General features: G+C 70.0%; 24 protein-coding genes. 10 read left to right on the top strand and 14 right to left on the bottom strand.

Annotation, left to right across the window (positions count from 1 at the left end):
* The first annotated feature begins 16 nt into the window (after window positions 1–16).
* Window positions 17–2278 carry a glycosyl hydrolase family 95 catalytic domain-containing protein gene (locus IPJ61_RS00120; protein WP_297101807.1) on the top strand — a complete coding sequence of 754 codons (2262 nt, stop codon included), beginning with the start codon at window positions 17–19 and terminating at the stop codon, window positions 2276–2278.
* On the opposite strand, the gene IPJ61_RS00115 is transcribed toward IPJ61_RS00120, so the two are convergent.
* The 11 genes from IPJ61_RS00115 to IPJ61_RS00065 form a co-directional block, all read right to left on the bottom strand.
* Complete coding sequence (locus IPJ61_RS00115) at window positions 2254–3048, bottom strand: ABC transporter ATP-binding protein (protein ID WP_297101804.1); 795 nt, start codon at window positions 3046–3048, stop codon at window positions 2254–2256. The genes IPJ61_RS00120 and IPJ61_RS00115 overlap by 25 nt on opposite strands.
* Window positions 3045–4163: an ABC transporter permease gene (locus IPJ61_RS00110; protein ID WP_297101801.1), complete on the bottom strand. Its 1119-nt coding sequence runs from the start codon at window positions 4161–4163 to the stop codon at window positions 3045–3047. Before IPJ61_RS00110 ends, IPJ61_RS00115 begins: the two co-directional genes overlap by 4 nt.
* Window positions 4160–5299 (bottom strand): ABC transporter permease, encoded by a 1140-nt coding sequence (locus tag IPJ61_RS00105; RefSeq protein ID WP_297101797.1) that lies wholly within the window; start codon window positions 5297–5299, stop codon window positions 4160–4162. Before IPJ61_RS00105 ends, IPJ61_RS00110 begins: the two co-directional genes overlap by 4 nt.
* The gene (locus IPJ61_RS00100) at window positions 5296–6243 is read right to left on the bottom strand and encodes an ABC transporter ATP-binding protein (protein WP_297101794.1); all 948 of its coding nucleotides are present in this window, start codon (window positions 6241–6243) and stop codon (window positions 5296–5298) included. Before IPJ61_RS00100 ends, IPJ61_RS00105 begins: the two co-directional genes overlap by 4 nt.
* A complete protein-coding gene (locus IPJ61_RS00095; RefSeq protein WP_297101791.1) occupies window positions 6240–7025 on the bottom strand; it encodes an HlyD family secretion protein in 786 nt (261 codons plus the stop codon). The genes IPJ61_RS00100 and IPJ61_RS00095 overlap by 4 nt, the downstream gene beginning before the upstream one ends.
* 3 nt (window positions 7026–7028) lie before the next feature.
* Window positions 7029–8312, bottom strand: a complete 1284-nt coding sequence (locus IPJ61_RS00090; protein ID WP_297101788.1) for an HlyD family efflux transporter periplasmic adaptor subunit — start codon at window positions 8310–8312, stop codon at window positions 7029–7031.
* Window positions 8309–8929, bottom strand: a complete 621-nt coding sequence (locus tag IPJ61_RS00085; RefSeq protein WP_297101785.1) for a TetR/AcrR family transcriptional regulator — start codon at window positions 8927–8929, stop codon at window positions 8309–8311. Before IPJ61_RS00085 ends, IPJ61_RS00090 begins: the two co-directional genes overlap by 4 nt.
* 296 nt (window positions 8930–9225) lie before the next feature.
* A complete protein-coding gene (locus IPJ61_RS00080) occupies window positions 9226–9948 on the bottom strand; it encodes a DUF554 domain-containing protein (RefSeq protein ID WP_297101782.1) in 723 nt (240 codons plus the stop codon).
* Window positions 9949–9965: 17 nt separating this feature from the next.
* On the bottom strand, window positions 9966–10682 hold the full coding sequence (locus tag IPJ61_RS00075) for a YggS family pyridoxal phosphate-dependent enzyme (RefSeq protein WP_297101780.1): 717 nt from the start codon (window positions 10680–10682) through the stop codon (window positions 9966–9968).
* 71 nt (window positions 10683–10753) lie between these two features.
* A complete protein-coding gene (sucB, locus tag IPJ61_RS00070; RefSeq protein WP_297101778.1) occupies window positions 10754–12526 on the bottom strand; it encodes a 2-oxoglutarate dehydrogenase, E2 component, dihydrolipoamide succinyltransferase in 1773 nt (590 codons plus the stop codon).
* A gap of 52 nt (window positions 12527–12578) precedes the next feature.
* Entirely contained in the window at window positions 12579–13979 is a 1401-nt protein-coding gene (locus IPJ61_RS00065; RefSeq protein WP_297101775.1) for an FAD-dependent oxidoreductase, read from the bottom strand.
* 26 nt (window positions 13980–14005) lie between these two features.
* Between IPJ61_RS00065 and IPJ61_RS00060 the strand changes: the two genes are divergently transcribed.
* Window positions 14006–14326 (top strand): hypothetical protein, encoded by a 321-nt coding sequence (locus tag IPJ61_RS00060; RefSeq protein WP_297101772.1) that lies wholly within the window; start codon window positions 14006–14008, stop codon window positions 14324–14326.
* An 8-nt stretch (window positions 14327–14334) separates the two neighbouring features.
* Here IPJ61_RS00060 and IPJ61_RS00055 read toward each other — a convergent pair whose 3' ends face one another.
* Entirely contained in the window at window positions 14335–15825 is a 1491-nt protein-coding gene (locus tag IPJ61_RS00055) for a leucyl aminopeptidase (RefSeq protein WP_297105451.1), read from the bottom strand.
* 72 nt (window positions 15826–15897) lie between these two features.
* On the opposite strand from IPJ61_RS00055, the gene IPJ61_RS00050 reads away from it, so the two are divergent.
* A complete protein-coding gene (locus tag IPJ61_RS00050; RefSeq protein WP_297101770.1) occupies window positions 15898–16221 on the top strand; it encodes a hypothetical protein in 324 nt (107 codons plus the stop codon).
* Here IPJ61_RS00050 and IPJ61_RS00045 read toward each other — a convergent pair.
* The gene (locus IPJ61_RS00045) at window positions 16194–16400 is read right to left on the bottom strand and encodes a hypothetical protein (protein ID WP_297101768.1); all 207 of its coding nucleotides are present in this window, start codon (window positions 16398–16400) and stop codon (window positions 16194–16196) included. The two genes, IPJ61_RS00050 and IPJ61_RS00045, sit on opposite strands and share 28 nt — an antisense overlap.
* Entirely contained in the window at window positions 16400–17065 is a 666-nt protein-coding gene (locus tag IPJ61_RS00040) for a DUF3043 domain-containing protein (RefSeq protein ID WP_297101766.1), read from the bottom strand. The genes IPJ61_RS00045 and IPJ61_RS00040 overlap by 1 nt, the downstream gene beginning before the upstream one ends.
* A gap of 146 nt (window positions 17066–17211) precedes the next feature.
* On the opposite strand from IPJ61_RS00040, the gene IPJ61_RS00035 reads away from it, so the two are divergent.
* The 7 genes from IPJ61_RS00035 (at window position 17212) to IPJ61_RS00005 (ending at window position 22754) form a co-directional block, all read left to right on the top strand.
* Window positions 17212–17988 carry a PspA/IM30 family protein gene (locus tag IPJ61_RS00035; RefSeq protein WP_297101763.1) on the top strand — a complete coding sequence of 259 codons (777 nt, stop codon included), beginning with the start codon at window positions 17212–17214 and terminating at the stop codon, window positions 17986–17988.
* Window positions 17985–18317: a PspA-associated protein PspAA gene (pspAA, locus tag IPJ61_RS00030; protein WP_297101760.1), complete on the top strand. Its 333-nt coding sequence runs from the start codon at window positions 17985–17987 to the stop codon at window positions 18315–18317. The genes IPJ61_RS00035 and pspAA overlap by 4 nt, the downstream gene beginning before the upstream one ends.
* A complete protein-coding gene (locus IPJ61_RS00025; RefSeq protein WP_297101758.1) occupies window positions 18314–19207 on the top strand; it encodes a glycerate kinase in 894 nt (297 codons plus the stop codon). The genes pspAA and IPJ61_RS00025 overlap by 4 nt, the downstream gene beginning before the upstream one ends.
* 87 nt (window positions 19208–19294) lie before the next feature.
* On the top strand, window positions 19295–19639 hold the full coding sequence (locus IPJ61_RS00020; protein WP_297101755.1) for a HesB/IscA family protein: 345 nt from the start codon (window positions 19295–19297) through the stop codon (window positions 19637–19639).
* A gap of 144 nt (window positions 19640–19783) precedes the next feature.
* Window positions 19784–20635 (top strand): aa3-type cytochrome oxidase subunit II, encoded by an 852-nt coding sequence (ctaC, locus tag IPJ61_RS00015; RefSeq protein WP_366505016.1) that lies wholly within the window; start codon window positions 19784–19786, stop codon window positions 20633–20635.
* Window positions 20636–20715: 80 nt separating this feature from the next.
* Window positions 20716–22359, top strand: a complete 1644-nt coding sequence (ctaD, locus tag IPJ61_RS00010; RefSeq protein WP_297105447.1) for an aa3-type cytochrome oxidase subunit I — start codon at window positions 20716–20718, stop codon at window positions 22357–22359.
* Window positions 22356–22754: a cytochrome c oxidase subunit 4 gene (locus IPJ61_RS00005; RefSeq protein ID WP_297101753.1), complete on the top strand. Its 399-nt coding sequence runs from the start codon at window positions 22356–22358 to the stop codon at window positions 22752–22754. Before ctaD ends, IPJ61_RS00005 begins: the two co-directional genes overlap by 4 nt.
* Window positions 22755–22934 lie beyond the last annotated feature (180 nt).

Genomic DNA, 22934 nt, shown 5'->3' with positions numbered 1-22934 from the left:
ACAGGAGGTGGACGGCGTGCGACACGTGCTGCGGCTGACGCGCCCCGCGGAGGGCTTCATCGAGGCGTTCCTGATCGGCAACGGCCGGATCGGGGCGGCGGTACACGGACGCCCCGGTGAGGAGCTCCTCGACCTCAACGCCGACACGCTCTGGTCCGGAGGACCGCTCACACCCGACGTGGCGCCCGAGGCCGCGGCCGTCGTCCCCGCGCTTCGCGAGGCGATCCGAGACCGCGACTTCGACCGCAGCGAACGGCTCGCGCGGCAGCTCCAGTCGGGCAGCTGGTCCCAGTCCTATCAACCTGTGGGGGCGCTGACGTGGCGCTACGGCACCGCGGGCGGCGACCCGTTCGGTTACGCGCGCCGGCTCGACCTGCGCGACGCCGTTGCGACAACCACTTCGTCCGCGGGAACCATCCACGTGTTCGCGAGCGCCCCGGACGGCGTCATCGTCGCCCACTGTCCGGAAGCGGCCTCCGCGGCCCACCCCGAGTTCGTCTCGCCGCACCCGGTCAGGAGCGACCGCGCCGTCGACCCGGACGGCACCGCGTGGCTCACCGTCACGGGACGGGCGCCCGCGCATGTCGCGCCCGAGTACGTGGGCCTCCCCGACGCCGTCCGGTACGGCACCGACGAGCCCGACGCCGAGGGTGCCGTCGTGGCGGGCATGGGATTTGCCGTCGTCGTGGCGACATGCGCGACGGACGCGGGGGCGGTGCTGGTGGTAGCTATCGAGACGGGACACCGCGGATGGAACCGACGCCCGCTCGGCGACGTCCCGGAGCTGGCCGCGAGGGCGCGCGACCGCGTTAGGGCCGCGCTCCAGCGGGGCGCGGGCGCGCTGCGTCGCCGTCACGTTGACGACCACCGCGCGCTCTTCGACGCGGTCGACCTCGACCTCTCGGCGTCTCCCGCCACCACCGCCCACAACCCCGCTCTGGACGAGTTGGCGTTCGACGTCGGCCGATACCTGCTCATCGGGTCGTCACGCCCGGGGACCGAGGCGGCGAACCTCCAGGGCATCTGGAACGTCGACGTACGGCCGGCGTGGAGTTCGAACTACACCACGAACATCAACGTCGAGATGAACTACTGGGGCGCCGAGCGTGCGGGCCTCGGCGCGCTCGTCGAGCCGCTGATCGCGCTCATCCGGGACCTCGTCGACGCCGGAGCCGACACCGCGCGGCGCGTCTATGGCGCCGACGGCTCCGTCTGCCACCACAACACCGACCTGTGGCGCTACACGGCCGCGGTTCCGGGCGAGACGATCTGGGCGAACTGGGCCTCCTGCCTGCCGTGGCTCGCCGCGCACGTCGCAGCGCACGCGGAGTTCGGCGCCGCACCCGACGGCTTCGTGGCCGACACCGCCCTCTCGCTCTACCGCCCCATCGTGCGGTTCGCGCTGGCGATGCTGGTCGACGGCGCCGACGGCACGCTGCTGACAAGCCCCTCGACCTCGCCCGAGCACGCCTTCGTCACCCCGACGGGCCGGGCCGCAGTTACCGAGGGGTCGGCGATGGATCGCGAGCTCGTCCTCGAGCTGTTCACCGGCTACCTCGATCTGCTGGATCGCGAGGCTGCCACCGCCGAGGATCGCGCCCTGCGTGCGCGGGTAGAGGCGGCCCTCCACCGCCTGCCGACCCCGGCGATCGTCGACGGGCGAATCGGCGAATGGGACGGCGTGCTGATCGGCGCGGAGCCCGGGCACCGCCACGTTTCGCACCTTTACGGCGCCTTCCCCGGGCGACGGATCACGCGGGCGACACCCGACGAGCTCGCGGCCGTCGCGTCGTCGCTCCGCGACCGGCTGAGTCACGGCGGCGGCTACACCGGGTGGAGCCGGGCCTGGGCGCTCGCCCTCGCCGCGCGGATCGGCGACGGGACCCTCGCCGAGCACGCCCTGTCCACCCTGACCGGCAGTCTGTTCTCCGCCTCCCTGCTCGACCTGCATCCGCACGGGAAATGGCAGGGCGGGTACGTCTTCCAGATCGACGGAAACCTCGGCGCCGTCGGCGGCATCGGTGAGCTGCTGCTTCAGGACCACGACGGCGTGCTGCGTCTGCTCCCGACGCTGCCGCCGAGTTGGCGCGCGGGTGCCGTCACCGGGCTGCGCACCCGCGGCGGCCACCGGGTCGACCTGCGGTGGGCGGGCGGCGTCCTCGTGGAGGCCACGATCGTCGCGGGGAGCGACGGGCGCCTCGCCGTCGAGGCCGACGGGTTCGCCGACACCTTCGATGTCCGTGCCGGCGAGTCCTACCCGGTGTGGCCCCGGGATTGATCGCGGCGGGCCACGAGGTCGACGAACACGTCCTCGAGCGTCGGCTCGCCGAGACGACCCGCGGCGGCCCACTCGTCGCGAAGCCCGTACCGGATGTCCGCGGGCGTGCCCTCCGCGATCAGCCTTCCGTTGTAGATGAACGCGAGCTGATTGCAGTGGCTCGCCTCGTCCATGTAGTGCGTGGTGACGAACAGGGTGACGCCGCGGCCGGCGAGTTCATAGAGCAGGTCCCAGAACTGTCGCCGGGCGACCGGGTCGACCCCGCCGGTCGGCTCATCGAGGAACAGCAACTCCGGGTCGTGGATGGTGGCGGTGCCCAGCGCGAGCCGCTGCCGCCAGCCGACCGACAGGTTCGCCGTCAGCTCGTTCTCGCGTCCCTTGAGGTCGGCCATCTCCAGGACGTAGGCGCGCTGCTCGGCGAAGCGCTCGGGCGCGAGGTTGTAGACGCCGGCGTAGAAGCGCAGATTCTCAGCCACCGTCATGTCCTCGAACAGCGCGAACTTCTGCGACATGTATCCGAACCGCGGCCGGACGCGTTCGGGGTGGGCGACGACGTCCTCGCCCAGGACCAGCGCGCGCCCGTCGTTCGGGGCGCTGGTGCCGGTCAGCATCCTGATCGTGGTGGTCTTGCCCGAGCCGTTGGGGCCGAGGAACCCGAAGATCGTGCCGCGCGCGACGTCGACGTCGATGCCGTCGACGGCCGTGAAGCTGCCGAAGCGCTTGGTCAGCCCGCGCACGGAGATGGCAGCGTCGGGGTTCGGTTCGGTCATTCCGCCAGCCTCCTGTGGGTCGCGGCGATGGCGGCGCCGAAGATGACGACGGCGAATGCCGCCAGCACGCCGAACTGGACGGCGAGCGCGCCGAAGCCGCTGCCCTTGATGAAGGCGCCGCGCAGGATCTCGATCGCCCAGGTCAGCGGCACGAACCAGGTGAGCGGCACGATCGCGGCGGGCATCGAGTCGATGGGGAAGATGAAACCCGACAGCACGAAACTGGGCAGCATGAACAGCATCATCAGCTGCTGCGCCTGCTGCCGGGTGTGTGAGACCAACGAGATCAGCAGCCCGAGGCCGATGGAGGTGATCATGAACAGCGCCAGCCCGGTGGCTACCACCGCGATCTGCCCCGCGAACGGGACGCCGAACCAGAACACGCCGACCAGCGCCACCAACAGCAGCTGCACGTTCGCGACGAGCACGTAGGGCGTGACCTTTCCGATCAGGTACTCGGTGGGCCGGATCGGGGTAACGAACATCTGCTCCAGCGTGCCGCGCTCGCGCTCCTTCACGACGGCCTGGCCCATGACCGCCATGATCGACAGCATCACGATCGCCGCCACGAGCCCGGGGATCATTGTGTTCACCGCGGCCAGCGTCGGGTTGAACATGACCCGCACCCGCGCGTCGATTCCCGGCGCCGCGAGCTGCACACCCTGGCCCGCCATGCGTTCGGCGTTGAACCGGGCGACGATCTGCGCGGCGTAGCCGCTGCCGACGGAGGCGACCTGGCTGTCCGAGCCATCGACGACGATGCCGATCGGCGCCGTCTCGCCGCGATCGAGCGCCGCCTGGGTGCCCTCGGGGATCACGACGGCGATGGCGATCTCACCGGTGTCCATCAGCCGCTGGAGCTCGCTCTCCGCGGGGCGCGCGACGACGCGGAAGTAGTCGGATGCGCCGAAGCTCGCGTCGAGTGCGCGCGAGGTCGCCGTCCGGTCGAGGTCGACCACCGCCGTGCTGAGGTTCGTGACGTCGGCGGCCACGACGTAGCCGAAGAGGATCAGCTGCATGATCGGCATCAGGAACAGCAGCCGGAGCAGCAGGGGATCGCGCCGCAGCTGCAGGAACTCCTTCCACATCAGCAGCCGGATCCGCCGCCCACTCATCGCCGCCTCCTTGCCGTCAGCGCCACCGCGACGGCGATCACGACGACGGCGTACCCCGCCAGCGCCAGTAGCTCCGGCCACAGCTCCGCCACGCCCGCGCCCTTCAGGAACACGCCGCGCGAGATCGTCACCATGAATCGGGCGGGGAACAGCCAGCTGAACCATTGGAGCACCACGGGGATCGAGGCGAGCGGGAAGGCGAAGCCGGAGAGGATGAATGCGGGCAGGATGGACAACAGGAGGCCGAGCATGTTGGCGCTCTCCAGCGTCGGCGCCACCGCCGAGATGACAAGGCCAAGGCCCAGCGAGCAGAACACGAACAGCGCCGCGCCGAGCGCGAGGACGCCGAGGCTGCCCCGCAGTGGCAGGTGGAAGAAGGCGATGCCGACGGCGGTAATGGCCGCCAGCTCCGCGAACGCGAGGAGGGTCCACGGCGCGAGCTTGCCGATCATCATTTCCCAGCCGCGCAGCGGGCTGATTGCGAGCTGCTCGTCTGTACCCTGCTCGCGCTCGCGGACGAGGCTGACGGCCGTCTGCTGCACCGCGACCACCATGATGATCACGACCATCAGGCCGGGGATCAGGAAGTCGGAGCTGCGCCGCTCCGGGTTGTACCAGGTGCGCACGCGCGGCTCGAGCTGCCCGGCCGACGTCACGTCGAGGCCCTGCGCGTCGGCCCACTCGACCGCGACCTTCTGGCCGTAGGCCTGGTTCAGTGCGACGGCGAACGTGCGCCCGACGCGGGCCGCCGTCGGCTCGCTGCCGTCGAGGTAGACGGCGACCGTGGCGTGGTCGCCCGCGGCGAGGCTGCGGCCGAACCCGGCGGGCACGACGACGGCGATCCTCGCCTGGTTGCGGTCGAAGACCTCGTCGATATCCGCAAGGCTGTCGGCGGTGCCGACGACGCGGAAGAAGTCCGAGCTGGCGTAGCTGCGCAGGTAGGCGGCGCTGGCCGGCGTCCTGTCCTGATCGACGACGACGGTCGACACGTTGCTCACGTCGAAGCTGATCGCGTAGGCGAAAAGGATCATCTGCAGCACCGGAAGCGCGAGCACGACGGCGAGCGTGCGCCGATCGCGGCCCAGGTGCCGGAACTCCTTGGTGATCAGCGCGCCGATCCTGGTTCCCGCGCTCACCGCGGGACCTCCTCGCGCGCCAGCTCGGCGAGGACGGCGAACGCCGTCTCCATGTCGACCGCCGCCGCCCTGACCGCGCCGTCGATCCCTGCCCCGGCCAACGCGGCCTCGACCGCGGCCGTGTCGTCGGCGTCGAAGAGCACGCGGACGATGTCGCCGTAGAGGTGCGCGGCGAGGACGCCTGAGAGGTCGCGCACCGCGGCCAGCGCCGCTCGCGGCTCCGCGGCCCGCACCTCGAACAGGCGCCCGGGCAGCAGCGCCTTGATCTCGGCCGGGGTGCCTCGATGGCGGACGCGGCCGCCGTCGAGGAACACGACGTCCGTGCAGCGTTCCGCCTCGTCCATGTACGGCGTCGCGACGAGCACCGTCGTCCCCGCGCGGTTGAGGTCGGCGAGGATGCGCCAGAACTCGCGCCGGGAAACGGGGTCGACGCCGGTGGTGGGCTCGTCGAGCAGCAGCACGTCCGGCCGGTGCATCAGCGTGGTGGCCAGGAACAGCTTCTGCTTCATGCCACCGGAGAGGCGCCCGGCCTGCCTGCCGAGAAAGTCCGCGAGTCCCATGCCCGTCAGCAGTGCCCTTGAGCGTTCGCGGCGCTCGCCCCTCGGTACTCCGCGCAGCCGCGCAAAGAACTCGATGTTCTCGGCGACGCTCAGGTCCGGGTAGAGCGCGAACTTCTGCGACATGTAGCCGATCCGCGGCGTCACCTGGTGTGCCTGCCGGTTCACCGAGAAGCCCTGGATGCGCGCATCGCCTCCGTCGGGTCGGAGCACGGTGGCGAGCATCCGGATCAGCGTCGACTTGCCCGCGCCGTCAGGCCCGAGCAGCCCGAGCACGGTGCCCGCGGGCACGCTCAGGTCGACGCCGTCGACGGCCACGACATCGCCGAAGCTCCGGTGAAGGCCCTCGGCCTCGATCGCCGGCACCGCGGGGGGCGGGGTGGTCATGAGAGCCGGACGTCCACCGGCATGCCGGGCTTGAGGGCGCCCGTGGGGTCGTCGACGCGGATCCTCACGGCGAACACGAGCTTCGCGCGCTGGTCGGGGGTGTCGATGGTGTTGGGCGTGAACTCGGCGGAGTCCGAGACGAAGGAAACGGTGCCGTCGTAGGTCGCGGCACCGGACCCGGTGGTGATGGTGGCCGTGCCGCCGACGACGGCCTCGCCGATCCGGGGCTCGGGCACGAAGACGCGGACGAAGAGGTCGGAGGGATCGGCCATGGTCAGCACCGTGCGGCCGGGGGCGGCGTTGGCGCCCGCGTTGCCGACGACGTTGACGACGGTGCCCGCGATGGGCGCGGTGACCGTCGCATACCCCAGCTGCACCTTCGCGAGCTCGACGCCGGCCTCCGCCTGCGCGAGCCGCGCCTTGGCGGCCTTCACGTCGGCCTTGGTCGCATCGTCGTCGTCCTCCGCGTTGGTTACGGCAGCCCTCGCCGCGACCACGCCCTGCTCAGCCTGGGCGACCTGGAGGTCGAGCGCGGCGGTATCGAGCCGGACCAGCGTCTGCCCTTCCGTGACGCGGTCGCCCTCGGCCACGTCGATCGAGACGATCCGCCCGGCCATCGCGGGCGCGAGCGCGATCTCCGTGGTCTCGACCTGCCCTGTGAGGACGAGGCCGTCGTCGGGCGCAGGGCGGGTCGCGCTCCACCACCACCAGCCGCCCAGGCCCGCAAACACGAGGACGATGAGGACGATCACCGGGATCGGAGGACGCTTGTGAGCACTCATGGGTCACCCCTTGGCTTGGCAGGACGAGAGCTGGATATCGGCGGGGACGCCGGCGGGAAGGGCAGAGAAGACGGTGACCTCGACCGGGACGGCCCGGGTGAGATGCACCTGGTCGGTGGCGTGGGAACTCGGCGGGTACTCGGCGACGGGCAGGATGCGGCTGACCCTGCCCTCCACCGGGGCGGCGAGGGAGTCGAGGGTGACGACGGCGGGTGCGCCCACGCAGACGTCGTGGATCTGCTCGGGGGCGAGCCAGGTGCCGACGACGAGCGCCGGCCGCACGATCCGGGCGACCGTCGCGCCCGGTGCGACGACGTCCCCGATGTGCGCGATGTCGGCGACGACGCCGTCGGACGGGGCCCGGACGACGGACTGCTCGCGGGCGGTGCTCGCCGTGCCGACGGCGGTGGTGTCGGCCGCGGCGATGACGGCCAGCTTCCGGTTCCGCTTCAGTGTGGCGCGGGCGTCCGTGAGCTTGTCGACGCCCTTGTCGATCTTCTTGAGGGCTTCGCGGGCGTCTGCGAGCTTGTCGTCGACGGTGGCGATGCCCTTCGTCAGTTGGGGGATGGCCTTCTTCAGCTGGGCCTGGGCCTTGGTGATCTCGCCGCGCGCCGCCTTCAGCTTCGCGATGCCGGTCCCCAGCTCCTTCAGGCCTGCGGTGAGCTTCTTCTCGGCATCGAGGAGCGGCGCGCGCTGCTCCGCGGGGGTCTCCGCCGGGAGCGCGTCGAGCGTGGCCATGACCTCGGCCAGCTGCCTCTCGGCGTCGCTGCGCTTGGCACTGAGGTCCCGGAGATTCCTGTCGACGGTAGCGAGCTGCTTCGGCAGCTTCGCGGCGGCCGCGCGGGCGTCGTCGCGCTTCCCCACGAGGTCTGCCCTCGCCGTTTTTGCCTTTGCGATGCCGTCGGTGACGTCCTCGCGCTTGTCGCGGAGGTCGTCCTCCTTCTCACGTGTCGTGTCGATCGCGGCGTCGATCACGTCGACCTGGGTCTTCGCGACGGCGACATCGGCTGCGGCGACGCGCTCGTGGGCGGCCAAGACGTCGTCGTCGAAGCGGAGCAGGACATCACCCTCCTTGACCGGGTCCCCGAGCCGCACCTCGACCGCCGCGACGCGCTGGGCGGCGCCGAGCGACATGGGGCCCGAGACGCCGAGGGCAGGTGCCTGCACCGCGAGCGCGTCGGCCACCACGCGCCCGGTGGCGGAGATGGCGCCGGGATCGGCCTGCTGACACCCGACGAGGGCGAGCGTCGTGGCGACGGCGAGCCCGGCGACGACGGTCCTCGTCACGGGGAGCCGCCGAAGTCGAGCGTGCGGAGGTACGCGTCGACCAACCACTCGACGGTGTCCGGGCTGGGGTGTCTCGGCGCCTCGTTGCTCATCAGGCCGCCGAAGACGACATAGCTCATGAGCGGGCCGACGAGCATCCGCACGCTGTCGTCCGGATGGTCGAGGACGATGACGTCGTGATCGGCCGCGGAGGTGAGGATGGCGGCGGCTCGGCTGAGGAGCTGGTAGGGGAGGACCTCAAGGAACGTGTGGCGGAGCTCGGGGACGTGGACCGCCTCGCCGACCAGCAGCCGCAGGATGGCGATGGACTCCTCGCGCAGCATGGTGCCGAGGATCCGCTGGCTGAACCCGATGAGCGTCGCCCGGAGTTCGTCCCTGCTCCCCGGGGCGTGGTCGTCGGGCTGCTCTCCGAGGGTCTGCAGCGACTCGGCGAGGATCGCGATCAGCAGTTCGTCCTTGCTCGCGAAGTATGCGTACAGGGTCTGCTTGCTCACGCCGGCCTCGGCGGTGACGGCGTCCATCGAGGTGCGCGCGAAGCCCTGGCTGAGGAAGAGCGCACGCCCGGCGTCGGTGATCTGCCGACGCTTTGCCCGGGCTCGAGGGCTCAACTCCTCCATAGATCAAACTGTACGGTTCGGTTTGATTTCGCGCAACGGTCTGGTGAATATGCCGCAGGTCGCTAGCGGGGTGCCGCTGCCCTGTGCGACCTCGCCACGGCGTACGACCTGAGCGACGAGTAACTGTTCATCGAGGTGCTGCTCGACAACAAGGTCCAGATCGGCGGGACGGGCACACCTTCGGTGTCTGAGATGGTGGCTCTTGAGATCGCCGGGCTGCTCGGTGTTCCGGCGATCAGTACCGTTTCCGCTAGGCAGCGGTGCGTGCGCTGGGGTACACGGCCAATGCGGAGGCGCTAGTGGAGGAGCGCAGCGACAGGAACCAGCGCGGGGGCGAGGAAGAGGGCGGGGAGGAGGTCGCCGACGGGGATCTGCTTCACGTCGAGGAGGCGCAGACCCAGCGCCAAGAGGATGACGCCGCCGGCCGCAGTCAGGGCATCGATCTGGGCGGCGCTCAGGACGTCACCGGCGAAGTAGCCGACGACCGTCCAGCTGCCCTGGACCAACGCGACGGCGGGAGCGGCGGCCAGGACGCCCCAGCCGAGGGTGGACGCGAAGGCCATCGCGGCGAAGCCATCGAGGATGGCCTTGACATAGAGCTGGTCGGCGCCGAGGCCAAGGCCGTCGGAGATGGAGCCGAGGATAGCGAGCGGGCCGACGCAGAACAGCAGCGTCGAGGTGACCATGCCGTCGACGAACCGGGCGGCGTCGCCCGTGCCCGCGAACCGGCCGCGGATCCACGTCGCGAACTGCTCCAGCCGGTACTCGAGCTGCAGCCAGGTTCCCAGCAGGGCACCGACCAGAAGCGAGGCGAGCACGACGATCATCGCCGACGAACCGACCTTCTCCTTCAGCGCCGCGGAGTTCATCGCCACGACCGACAGGCCGCCGATGACGAGGGTGAACAACCCGAGTACCGAGGTCACCGTCTCCTTGGTGCGCTCCGGGATCCGGTTGCCCAGCGCGATCCCCAGCAGCGCGCCGACGACCACCGTCGCCACGTTTACGATGGTGCCCATCCCGATCATCACGGGGTCTATCCAAGCAGACGCGCTCCGAAGATCGCCTGGCCCACCCGGACAACGGTGGCGCCCTCCTCGATGGCCATCTCGTAGTCGCCGGACATGCCCATGGAGAGCTCGCCGGGGCCGACCAGGCCCTCGTCGCGCGCCCGGTCGCGGAGCGTGCGCAGCAGCCTGAAGCAGGCGCGGACGCGCTCGGCGTCGTCGCTGCGGAGGGCCAGCGTCATGAGGCCACGGACGCGCAGGGTCTCGAAGCGGGCCAGCTCACGGAGGAAGGCGAGAGTCTCCTCCGGCGTGAGGCCCGACTTCGACTCCTCGGCCGACGTGTTCACCTGGACGTACACGTCGAGGCTGCGGCCCGCGGACTGGAGCCGACGATCGAGAGCCTCGGCCAGACGGAGCGAGTCCAGCGCGTGGAACTCGTCGGCGAAGGCGGCGACATCGCGGGCCTTGTTGGTCTGCAGGTGGCCGATGAGGGCCCAGGAGATGTCGAGATCGGCCAACTCCTGGTGCTTGCGCGCGGCCTCCTGAACCTTGTTCTCGCCCAGGGTATGCAGGCCGGCCGCGACGGCGGCTCGGATCCGTGTCGACGGCACCGTCTTGCTGACCGGCAGCAGCCGCACGTCGCCCGGCTCCCGGCCCGCGCGCAACGCCGCAGCATCGATCCGTGCGCGAACGGCGGCCACGTGCCGCGCGAACTCATCCGCCGTGTGCGCCGCGGGGTACTGCATGGAAGATCGTCTCCTGGAAAGCACCGGCCCGGGCGTCGATGGACGCCCGGGCCGGTGAGTTGGTCAGTGCCTCAGAGGCCGAGCTCACCGCCGAAGTCGCCCTCTTCCAGGCGGCTCTTGACCGCGCTCAGGAACCGGGCGGCGACGGCACCATCGATGAGCCTGTGGTCGTAGCTCAGCGACAGGTACATCATGTGGCGGATCGCGATGGTGTCGTTGCCGAACTGATCCTCGACGACGACCGGGCGCTTCACGAGCGCGCCCGTGCCCAGGATGGCCGACTGCGGCTGGTTGATGATCGGCGTGTCGAAGAGGGTGCCCGCGGAGCCGTAGTTCGTGATGGTGAACGTGCCACCCGAGAGCTCGTGGGGCTCGACCTTGCTTGCCCGCGTGCGGGCCGCGATGTCGGCGATCTTCTTCGCGAGGCCGGTGAGGTTCAGGTCTCCGGCGTTTGCAATGACCGGAACCATCAGGCCCTTCTCCGTGTCAACGGCGATGCTGATGTGCTCGCCGTCGGGATAGGTGATGGTGCCGGCGTCGGCGTCCATCTGAGCGTTGATGACCGGGTGCTGCTTCAGCGCTTCGACCGCCGCCATCGTGATGAACGGCAGGTAGCTGAGGGACACGCCCTCGCGCTTCTTGAAGTCGTCCTTCACCTTGGCGCGAATGGCGCTGATGGCGGTGACGTCGACCTCGACGGTCGCCGTCAGTTGGGCTGCGACCTGGAGCGACTCGACCATGCGGCCGGCGATGACCTTGCGCATGCGGCTGAGCTTCTCCGTGGTGCCACGCGCCGGCGACGCGGCCGGGGCAGCCTTCGGCGCGGCCGGGGCAGCGGCTGCAGGAGCCGGGGCCGCGGGGGCAGGAGCGGCGGCGGCCTTCTTGGCGGCCTCGGCCGCGTCGAGGACGTCCTGCTTGCGGATGCGGCCACCGACGCCGGTGCCCGTGAGCGAGCCGAGCTCAATGCCGTGCTCCTTCGCGAGCTTGCGCACCAACGGCGTCACATAGGTGCCGTCCGAGGAGGCCTCAGCGGCGCGACGCGCGACGGCTTCCTCGACGGCTGGCGAGTGAGCGACGGGCGCGGCGGCCGGAGCCGCTGCCGCGGGAGCGGCCGGTGCCGGTGCCGGTGCCGCGGGAGCGGCCGGTGCCGGTGCCGGTGCCGGTGCAGCTGCCGGTGCAGCGGGAGCCGGGGCCGGGGGCTCAGGCGCGGGTGCCGGTGCCGCAGCGGCGTCGCCGATGATGGCGAGCACGGAACCGACCGGGGCGACGTCGTCCTCCTGGAAACGGATCTCGAGGAGGGTTCCGCCTGCAGGGGAGGGGATCTCGGTGTCGACCTTGTCGGTGGACACCTCGAGGAGCGGCTCGTCGGCGTCGACGGTGTCGCCCACCGCCTTCAGCCAGCGGGAGATGGTGCCCTCTGTGACGGATTCGCCCAGCGCAGGAAGCGTGACCTCGGTGCCGGACGCCGATGCTGCGGGTGCCGCGGCGGGAGCCGCCTCGACGACGGCCTCGGCCTGGGCGGCATCGGACGCGACCTCAGCGGCGACCTCGACGTCCTCGACCGACTCCTCGGAAGGCGCGGGTGCGGCGGAGGCCCCGGCCTCGCTCGCGTCGCCGATGACGGCCAGCACGGAACCGACCGGGGCGACGTCGTCCTCCTGGAAACGGATCTCGAGGAGGGTTCCGCCTGCGGGGGAGGGGATCTCGGTGTCGACCTTGTCGGTGGACACCTCGAGGAGCGGCTCGTCGGCGTCGACGGTGTCGCCCACCGCCTTCAGCCAGCGGGAGATGGTGCCCTCTGTGACGGATTCGCCCAGCGCAGGAAGCGTTACTTCGGTTGCCATGTGCGTGCTGCTCCTTGTGTGTTCGCGGTGTGCGGCCCAGCCTAGCCTCAACTTAGGCGTGCATGTGGAGAGGTTTGCCAGCCGATGCCCAGGCGGCCTCTGCGACCGACTCCCCCAACGTCGGGTGCGGATGCACGATGCCGGCGAGATCTTCCGGCGTCGCCCCCCAGCCGACGAGCAGCGCCCCCTCCGCGATCAGTTCCGCCACATCCTCCCCGACGGCGTGCATTCCGACGATCTGGCCGTCGGCCGAACGCACCAGCCTGACGACGCCGGTCTCGCGCTCGCCGGGCGCCCTCAGGATGAGCGCGCGGCCGTTGCCGGTGAGCTGGTAGTCGACGACCTGGGCCCCGCCGCCCGCCTGGTCGGCGGTGAGCCCGACGGACGCCAGCTGCGGGCTGGAGTAGGTGACGCGAGGGATGTCGGCATCATTCGGCAGCGCCGGTCGTTCGTGGGACTTGCCCTGCAGCAGCGCGACGCGCTCGGCGACGAAGATGCCGTGCGCGTAGCCGCGGTGCGCGAGCTGGGGGCCGGCCACGACGTCGCCCGCCGCAAAAACGCCCCGCACGGACGTCTGGAGGTTGCCGTCGACCTCGATGTGCCCGCTCGGCGCGAGCCGCACGCCCGACTCCTCCAGATGCAACCCTGTTGTGGCCGGACGGCGCCCGACCGCGACCAGCAGGACGTCCGCGGTGAGTCGTTCGCCGCCGACGAAGGCCGTGACGCCCTCGTCGTCGGCCTCTGCAGACTCGATGCCGGCGCCCAGCCGCAGGTCGACCCCGCGTCGGGCGAGCTCACGGGCAAGGATGCGCGAATGCCCCGGCTCCTCCGCAGGGAGGAGCGAGTCCATGGCCTCGACGAGCGTCACCGTGACGCCGAGGTCTGCCCACAGTGAGGCGAACTCCACGCCGATGACACCTCCGCCGACGACGATCGCCCGCTCGGGCAGCGCGGTGAGGCGCAGCGCGTGCTCGCTGGTGAGGACGCGCTCTCCGTCGATCGGCAACCCCAGCGTCACGGGGGTGGCGCCGGTGGCCACGAGGACAGCCCGGGCGCGGTGGGTGGCGGCCCCGGCGTCGACCGCCGGGCCCTGGTCGTCGGCGCGCACCGTCGCCCGCTCGGTGATCACCGTCACGCCGCGGGCGGAGAGCAGGCCGGTCAGTCCGCGGTGCAGCCCGCCGACCACGCCATCGGCGTAGGTGCGGATGGCGGCTGCGTCCGTGCCGTCGAGAGTGGCGGAGATACCGAACTTCGGCGCCTTCTCGACGGTACGACGGACCTTCGCGGCCTGCAGCCACGCCTTCGTGGGGATGCAGCCGCGATGAAGGCACGTCCCGCCCACTGGAGTGTCATCGAAGAGCGCGACGCTCAGGCCGAGTTGGGCGCCCCGCAGCGCGGCCGCGTATCCGGCCGAGCCGGCACCGATGATGGCAAGGTCCCACGACGTCGTCATGCCGGTCAGTGTCGCATAATTGGCCCGTGGGATGGTTTGGACGTCTGAGACGAAAGGCGCAGGTCGCCGAGGAGACCCGGCAGGTGCCGGATGCGCTCTGGCAGCACTTGAGCGAGTTCGCGCGCACCCGGCGCGGCGTCGAGGCATGGGTGGAGCAGCCCACGTCGTTCAACCCGCCGTCGATCCTGCTCGTCGCCGCCGACGGCGAATCAACCCGCCGCGGGCTGCCGAGCGCCGCGGTCGGCTACTCGTTCGCCGCCGAGCACGACATGCCCTGCTACGACGCCGGCGTCGTGCCCTATCCGAAGCGCATGCGCGAGTACGGCCAGCGCACGAAGCGCGCCTGAGGGCTCATCTACAGCTGGGCCGCGAGCGCGATCAGCGTGCGCACGGCGACACCGGTGCCGCCCTTCGGCACGCAGCCGTAGGCCTCCTCCGGGTTCTCCGCGGGGCCCGCGATGTCCAGGTGGGCCCAGGAGACGCCGTCCGGTACGAAGCGTTCGAGGAAGGCGCCGGCGACGAGCGCGCCGCCCCAGCGGTGATTCGCGCCCGAACGCATGTCGGCGACCTGGGTCTTCAGCTGGTTGCGGGTGTACTCCGTCAGCGGGAGCTCCCAGAAGTCCTCGCCCGCGGTCTCCGCGGCGTCGAGCAGCAGGTCCGATGTCGCTTCCCCGTTGGTGATCAGGCCGCCGGTGCGCAGCCCGAGGGCCACCATGCAGGCGCCGGTCAGGGTGGCGACGTCGACGATGAGGTCGGGGCTCTCGGTGCCGGCCCGCCCGATGGCGTCGGCCATGACGAGGCGACCCTCTGCGTCGGTGTTGAAGTTCTCGACCCGCTGGCCGTCGAACATCGTCAAGACGTCGCTGGAACGGTAGGAGGAGCCCGACGGCATGTTCTCCGCGAGGGCCGCGTACGCGGTGACGCGCACGTTCAGGCCGAGGTCGGCGATGGCGCGGGTCGCGGCGATCACTGCCGCGGCGCCGGACATGTCGAACTTCATGCCGGCCATCTGGCCCGCGGGCTTGATGTCGAGGCCGCCGGAGTCGAACGTGATGCCCTTCCCGACGAGCGCCAGGTGCGCCTTCGCGCCGCGCGGCGCGTAGCTCAGCCGGACCAGGCGCGGCTTCCGGGCCGAGCCGCCGCCGACGGCCATGATGCCGCCGTAGCCGCCCTTCTCCAGCGCCTTCTCGTCGAGGATCTCGACCGTGATCTTGGCGTCGCGCACGTAGGTCCGCGCCGCTTCGGCGAACGTCTCGGGGTAGAGGACGTTCGGCGGCGTGTTCTGCCAGTCGCGGGCCTGGCACACGGCCTCGGCGATGGTGCGGGCGCGCGCGGCTGCACCCTTGTGGACCGCGCCCACGATCGGCGAGACCAGCACGATCTCTGCGACGGCCGACGGCGCGGGCTCCGCAGTCAGCTTCTCAAACCGGTAGGCGCCCAGCAGCGCCCCCTCAACCGTGGCCTGGATCAGCTCGGGGTCGGTGACCTCCAGCGACACGGCGACCTTCAGCCCCACGACGTCCGGCAGACCGGCGACGGCGCGCAGCGCCACGCCTGCCGCGTTCCGGACGCGCTCCGGGGTCACGTCCGCGTCCTCCAGCCCGACGACGACCGCGCGGGCGCCGTCGAGAACAGGCAGCAGCGTGACCGACTCGGCCGTCGGCTTCGCGCCCAGCGCCTCGGCCAGCGCCACGACGGAGCGACCGAAGGCCTTCTGGTATGCCTTGTCGAGGTCGGCGGGAACGCCGACGGCGGCGGCGTCGCCCTTGTTGATGCTGGCGAGGCCCACGACGACGACGTCGACCCCCCTCGGCAGCGACTTGGTCACGGTCACGTTCGGGTTCATGCGAGTCACGCCGTCACCCTACCGCTCGGACAGGGTTGGGGGCGGCCCGGCCCGCACGCTACCTTGGCGGGCATGAGCAAGCGCTTGGGGCTGTGGGCCTTCGTCGTGGCGGGCCTCGCCGTCGCCGCGTGGGCGGCCGCGTCCTGGATCTCCCCGACGGTCAGCTGCCACGGCGTGGTGATCGGGCCTGGAGGCGTGTGCGAGCACACCAGCATCACCGGCACGAAGGGCGACGAGATCCGCACGTACGAGGAGCGCAGGGCGATCGTGCGGCAGCAGGCGCCGTTCGGCGTGCTCGCCGGGCTCGGCATGGCCGGCTTCGGTGTCGTCCTGATCCGCCGCGCGGCGAGGGACGAAGCGGCTAAGGATCAGGCCTCGAGCGACATCGGCCCGTAGACGAGCCTGTCCTCCTCGTAGAGGCTGACCTCTGCCACGCCCTCGCGCAGGAGGTCGTCGAAGAACAGGCCGAGCCACTCCTCGGCGGAGGCCTGGTCGTCGAACGCATGCGCGAGACCGGCGGTCTCCAGGGCGGCGTGGGTGTAGGCGCCGCTGACCGGGACCCAGCGCCAGCTCATCAGAAGGTGTCCCCGCGCTTGATGACGGGCGACGGCTGGCGGAACCGGCGCAGCATCATCGAACGGTTGACCAGATACATGAGAAGGCCGCGCGTCTCCGCGTTCGGGTGACGCTCGAAAAGCAGGCGCTTGTACCCGCGCCACAGGAAGAACGTTTGGATCACGGCGGCGGCGAAGAGCACCCAGATGGACAGCAGGATGACGTTGGAAAGGCCCATGAAGCCCATCGACAGCGTGATCATCGAGCCGGCCATGACAAGGATCATCACGGGCATCAGGAACTCTGCCACCGTCCAGCGGGTGTCGACGAAGTTGCGTGCAAGCGCGCGCTCGGGCGAGCGTTCAACCCGCTCCCAGGCGTCGCCGCGGGCGGCCGAACGTGCCGCGCGGTCGGCCTTGCGCTGCTCCTTCGGCGTGAGAGTCGGGTGCAGCCGCTCCATGCGGGCTGCCTGCGCCTGCTTGCGCGTCGGCGTCGGAGCTGCCTTCTTCTGAGGGGTCCGCGGCACCGACTGAACGACGGGAGCCTCCACAGACTCGTCGGCGGCGGGCGTGGCCGCGGCCTTGCGCGCCTTCTCCTCGGCCTTTTGGCCCTTCGGGGTCAGCGCGGAGATCTGGTCGCCGGAGGTCGTCGACTCCTTGCGCTCATACGGGCGGAAAAGTCCCACGATGCAGCTTCCTTTGCGGGAGGGGCGGTACGGCGGCCCATCTTAGCCGCTCTCAGGGTTGCCTCAGGGCTGGCACCGACGCCGGTCCTGGGCGCCGCGCGCTAGCCTAGGTCGTGGAAAACGCATCTTGCCGGAAGGACCCTTCAGTGGCCAGCATTTTTGAACGCATCGCTCTGGTCTTCAAGTCGAAGGCCAACAAGGCGCTCGACAAGTACGAGGACCCGCGAGAGACGCTTGACTACTCGTACCAGAAGCAGCTGGAGCTGCTCCAGAACGTGCGCCGCGGCGTCGCGGATGTGGCGACGAGCCGCAAGCGCGTCGAGCTGCAGGCCACGAAGATGAGCAGTGAGGTGGAGCGACTGCAGACTGCGGCCCAGCGCGCGCTCGAGTCGAACCGCGAGGACCTCGCCCGTGAGGCGCTGACCCGCAAGGCGGGGCTGCAGGAGCAGTTGAACGACCTGCAGGCGCAGCACGCGCAGTTGCAGGGAGAGGAAGAGAAGCTCGTTCGGGCGAGCTCCCGCCTCCAGGCAAAGGTCGACGCCTTCCGTACCCGCAAGGAGACCATCAAGGCCACCTACTCCGCGGCGGAAGCGCAGACCAGGATCAACGAGGCCTTCACCGGCATCTCCGAGGAGATGAGCGACGTCGGCCTCGCCATTCAGCGTGCCGAGGACAAGACGCTCCAGCTGCAGGCGCGGGCGTCCGCTGTCGATGAGTTGCTCGCCTCCGGGGCGCTCGAGGACCCGACAGGCACCGTCCGCGACGACATCACGCGCGAGCTCGACATGCTGGCCGCCGACTCCTCGATCGAGAACGAGCTGGCTGCCATGAAGGCCCAACTCGCCGGTGGTCCCGCAGCCCGTCCCGAACTCCAGGCCGCGCCGGATGCCGCGGCGTCGGCAAGCGAGGAGTCGCAAGCATGATCGTCCGCATCATGGGCCGGGGGCAATGGGTCATGGCGCCAGAGCACCTTCTTGAACTGAACGAACTGGATCGCGCGCTCGAGGCCTCCGTCGATGCGGGGGATGAGCCGGGCATGGTCGAGGCGCTCACCCAGCTGATCGACGGCGTGCAGCGGCTCGGAACCGAGGTTCCGGAGGACGTGATCGTCGAGTCCGACCTCGTGCTCCCCGACACCGACATCTCGCTGGAGGAGGTTCGGGCGCTGCTTGAGTCCACGAGCGAGTTCTACGGGCTGATCCCGGACGCGCACGACGAGCTGAGCGAGTCCGACGAGGCCTCAAGCCTGTGAGGGTGGTCGTCGCCTGCGACGCGACGGCCGGCCTCAGCCCCCGCGCCGCCTCAGAGGCGGTGGCGGGGGCTTTCGCGCGGGAGGGGGCCACTGTTGCGGTCGTGACGCTCGGCGCCGAAGGAGCAACTTTCCGGGAGGCGCTCGCCGTGGCCGACCCTGGGGCAACGCTGGCCGCTCCTCGCGACAACACGGACCTTTTCGACGTGCTGCGCAACCCCCGGGACGGCGTCGTGGTGGATCTCACCGGGTACCGCGCCGACGACCTCGGCCGGGCGGCGCTCCTTGGCCTCGGACCCGATCCGCGCTCGGCGTTCGACGGGCTGAGGGTCGCCTGGTCCGGGCTCCGGCTCTCGGCTGTCGTCCCTGAAGGCGAGGTCGGTCGGCCACTGACGGGCCTGAGTGGGCTCGCGTCGACGGCGGGCAGGGCGGAAGGGCTCGACCTCTCGAGCGTCCTGGCTGCCGACGCCGCCGCGGAGGCGTGGGCGGCTGAACTGGGCGTGACGCCCGGTCCAGGCGCCGGGGCCGCGTGGGGCGCGGGTCTCCTGTTCGCGGCCCTCGGCGCGGACCTCGCACATCCCCTCGCGCTGCTGACCGACCGGTTCGGCCTTGCCCGCACCGTCGGCCAGGCCGATGTCGTCGTGACGGGGGCGGAGTCGCTCGACTTCCATGCCGTCGGCGGGCCCGTCGTGAAGCACATGGTGGCGCTGGCGGGGGAGGCGCTCCGCCCGGCGATCGCGGTGGTAGGGCGCAACTTCGTGTCGTCGCGGGAGCTGCGGCTGGTGGGCATCGAGTCGGCCTACCCGGCCATCGACACGGCAGGGGAGATGCCGTCGACGCCGGAGCAGCTCGGCCGCGTCGCGGCCCGGGTGGCGTCCACCTGGCGCTGGTGAACTGGGCGGGCTGGGGAACTGGCCGGTCGCCGCGTACAATCTTCTCGTCAGATACGAACCCAAGACTTCTAGAACGGGGAGCCTCTCGTGACCGATACCCAGATCCAGACCGGCGTGGTCCTGACCGACGTCGCCGTGCAGAAGGTGCGCTCGCTGCTGGAGGCGGAGGGCCGTGACGACCTAGCCCTGCGCATCGCGGTGCAGCCCGGCGGCTGCTCGGGTCTGCGCTACCAGCTTTACTTCGACGACCGCTCGCTCGACGGCGACGTGGCCACCGACTACGACGGCGTCACCGTCGTCACCGACAAGATGAGCGCCCCCTACCTGGGCGGGGCGAGCATCGACTTCATGGATTCGATCGAGAAGCAGGGCTTCACGATCGACAACCCCAACGCGCAGGGTTCCTGCGCTTGTGGCGACTCGTTCCACTGAGCCAAGCCCGGCACTATACGCCACCCCCGCGGCACGACTGCCGTGGGGGTGGCTTTTGCGTTAAGGTGGCAGCAGCAAGTGCGCCACCCTGTCTCCAAGGGTCGGGTTTGGCGCGCACGAACAGTTGAACGGAAGGGCAAGTTTGTGAGTGGCACCTCCGCCCCGTCGCGACGACGGACGGCTCGCGCGGCACTCCTCGCCGCGGTCCCAGCCATGCTCGTCGCGCTGACGGCCTGCGCCGGACCGCCGATCGGACTCCCCGAAGCGACGTCCGAGCAGGCACACCACATCGGCGACCTGTGGCTGGGCGCGTGGATCGCCTCGTTCATCATCGGCGGCATCGTGTGGGGATTGATCGGCTGGGCGGTGATCCGGTACCGCCGCAAGGCCGGCGACGCGCCCGCACCGCGGCAGACGGCCTATCACCTACCGCTCGAGCTCCTGTACACGCTCGTCCCGTTCCTGATCGTCGGCGTCCTCTTCGTGTACACGGTCAAGGCCCAGGACGCGATCCGCGACCAGTCGATCGAGCCCGACGTCGTCGTCAACGTCGTCGGACAGAAGTGGTCCTGGACTTTCAACTACATGGAAGAGGACAACCCCGACGTCGGCACCAACGCCTTCGAGGTCGGCACCATCGAGAAGATCCCGGACCTCTACCTGCCCATCAACAAGCGGGTCCGGTTCAACCTGGACTCCGCGGACGTCATCCATTCGTTCTGGGTCCCCACCTTCTACTTCAAGTTGGACGTGATCCCCGGCCACCCGAACTCCTTCGATGCGACGCCGAACAGGCTCGGGACCTATGACGGCAAGTGCGCCGAGCTCTGCGGAGAGTTCCACTCGCGGATGATCTTCAAGGTCCACATCGTCTCCGAGGAGGACTACGAGGCCAAGGTTCGGGAACTCGCCCAGTCCGGCAACGCCGGCACCCGGACCGTCGAAGACGCGATCCAGGCTGTCCTTCCGACAGCGGCACCTGAGGAGCACCAGTGAGCAGCGCATCCATCACGAACCGAACCCAGTTGGGCGAGGCCGAGGTCTCGGCCCGCCCGCACACGCTGGGCACCACCTTCATGAAGTACCTGACGACGACCGACCACAAGGTCATCGGCAACATGTACTTCGTCACGGCGCTCATCTTCTTCGGCATCGGCGGCGTCCTGGCCCTCGGCATCCGCGCCGAGCTGGCGAGCCCCGGCATTCAGTTCCTGAACTTCGAGACGTTCAACCAGTTCTTCACGATGCACGGCACGATCATGCTGCTGATGTTCGCGACCCCGATGTTCGCGGGCTTCGCCAACGCCATCGTGCCGCTGCAGTTGGGCGCGCCCGACGTCGCCTTCCCGCGGCTCAACGGGTTCTCCTACTGGCTGTACCTGTTCGGCTCGATCATGGCTTGCCTCGGCTTCTTCAGCCCCAACGGCGCCGCGAGCTTCGGCTGGTTCGCCTATGCCCCGCTGTCTAACGCGATCCACTCGCCCGGCGTCGGCCACGATCTCTGGATCATGGGCCTCTACCTGCTCGGCCTCTCGTCGATCCTCGGCTCGGTGAACTTCGTCACCACCATCATCACGATGCGCGCGCCGGGCATGACCATGTTCCGCCTGCCGATCTTCTGCTGGAACATCCTCGTCACCTCGCTGCTTGTCCTGATCGTGTTCCCGGTGCTCGCCGCCGGTCTGCTGGTCCTCGAGTCCGACCGCGTGCTCGGCAGTCACGTGCTGGACCCGGCCTCCGGCGGCCCGATCCTGTGGCAGCACCTGTTCTGGTTCTTCGGCCACCCCGAGGTCTACGTCATCGCGCTGCCGTTCTTCGGAATCATCACCGAGGTGCTGAGCGCGTTCAGCCGCAAGCCGGTCTTCGGCTACTACGGCCTGGTGTTCGCGACACTCGCCATCGGCGCCCTCTCGGTGTCGGTGTGGGCGCACCACATGTTCGTCACCGGCGCGGTGAACCTGCCGTTCTTTGCCTTCATGACCTTCATGATCGCGGTGCCGACAGGCGTGAAGTTCTTCAACTGGGTCGGCACCATCTGGCGCGGATCCCTGACGCTCAACACGTCGATGACGTTCGCCATCGGCTTCCTGGTGACGTTCCTCTTCGGCGGCCTGACCGGCGTCATCCTGGCCAGCCCGCCGCTGGACTTCCAGGTCTCCGACACCTACTTCGTCGTGGCGCACTTCCACTACGTGCTGTTCGGCACCGTCGTGTTCGCCATGTTCGCCGGCTTCTACTACTGGTGGCCGAAGTTCACCGGCAGGATGCTGAACGAGCGCTGGGGCATGGTCCACTTCTGGACGCTGTTCATCGGCTTCCACACCACGTTCCTCGTGCAGCACTGGCTGGGCACGCAGGGTATGCAGCGGCGCATCGCGGACTATGGCGCATGGGAGGGCTTCACCTTCCTGAACCAGGTGTCGACGTTCGGCGCGTTCCTGCTCGGCGTCTCGATGCTGCCGTTCGCCTGGAACGTGTGGATCACGAGGAAGACCCCCAAGGTCGAGGTCAACGATCCCTGGGGCTGGGGCCGCACTCTAGAGTGGGCGACCTCCTGCCCGCCGCCGCGACACAACTTCGATAGCCTGCCGCGCGTGCGCTCCCTGAGCCCGGCGCTCGACGCCGCCCGCCCAGAGCTTGCGCAGGGCGACCATCCCGCTGACCTCGGCGAGCTGCTCGACGGCCGTTCCGAGGAGGACCTGAAAGGTGTCACCAAGTGAAGGGCGAGAAGTGGGTTTTCTGGTTCATCTTCCTCTTCTTCCTGGTGGTGACGCCGGTCTACTGGCTGATGTCCCACGAGATCGCGGGCACCTTCGTTCTCGGGTTCACGGGTCTGCTTGGCGGAATGATCGCGACCTACCTGACGATCACCGCGCGCACGTTCGACCCGCGCCCTGAGGATCGTCCCGACGCCGAGGTCTACGAGGGCGCCGGCACGGTGGGCTTCTTCGCCCCGAAGAGCATTTGGCCCTTCTGGTGCGCGCTGACAATCTCCGTGATCTTCCTCGGTCCGGCCCTACACCAGGGCTGGATCACGCTGATCGGGATCGCGATGGGCATCTGGAGCTGCAGCGGCTGGGTCCTCGAGTTCTACCGCGGCGACTACAGGCACTGAGCGTTCGCGCATTCGAAAGGGGCCGCCCTGCTTGGGGCGGCCCCTTCGTCTTGCTTCCGCGACTTCCGCCTGCCGCCTGGCTCCACGATCGCAGACCAAGAACTCGCCCCAACTGGGACGACCGTGCCAGTTGGGGCGAGTTCTTGGGCCTTGCGGTGAACCGTTGGTCGGCTCAGGTGG

The sequence above is a fragment of the Tessaracoccus sp. genome (genome assembly GCF_016714275.1).
Lineage (GTDB): Bacteria > Actinomycetota > Actinomycetes > Propionibacteriales > Propionibacteriaceae > Arachnia.
The sequence above is the reverse complement of the archived record's forward strand: the minus strand, read 5'-3'. Positions and strand labels throughout refer to the sequence as shown.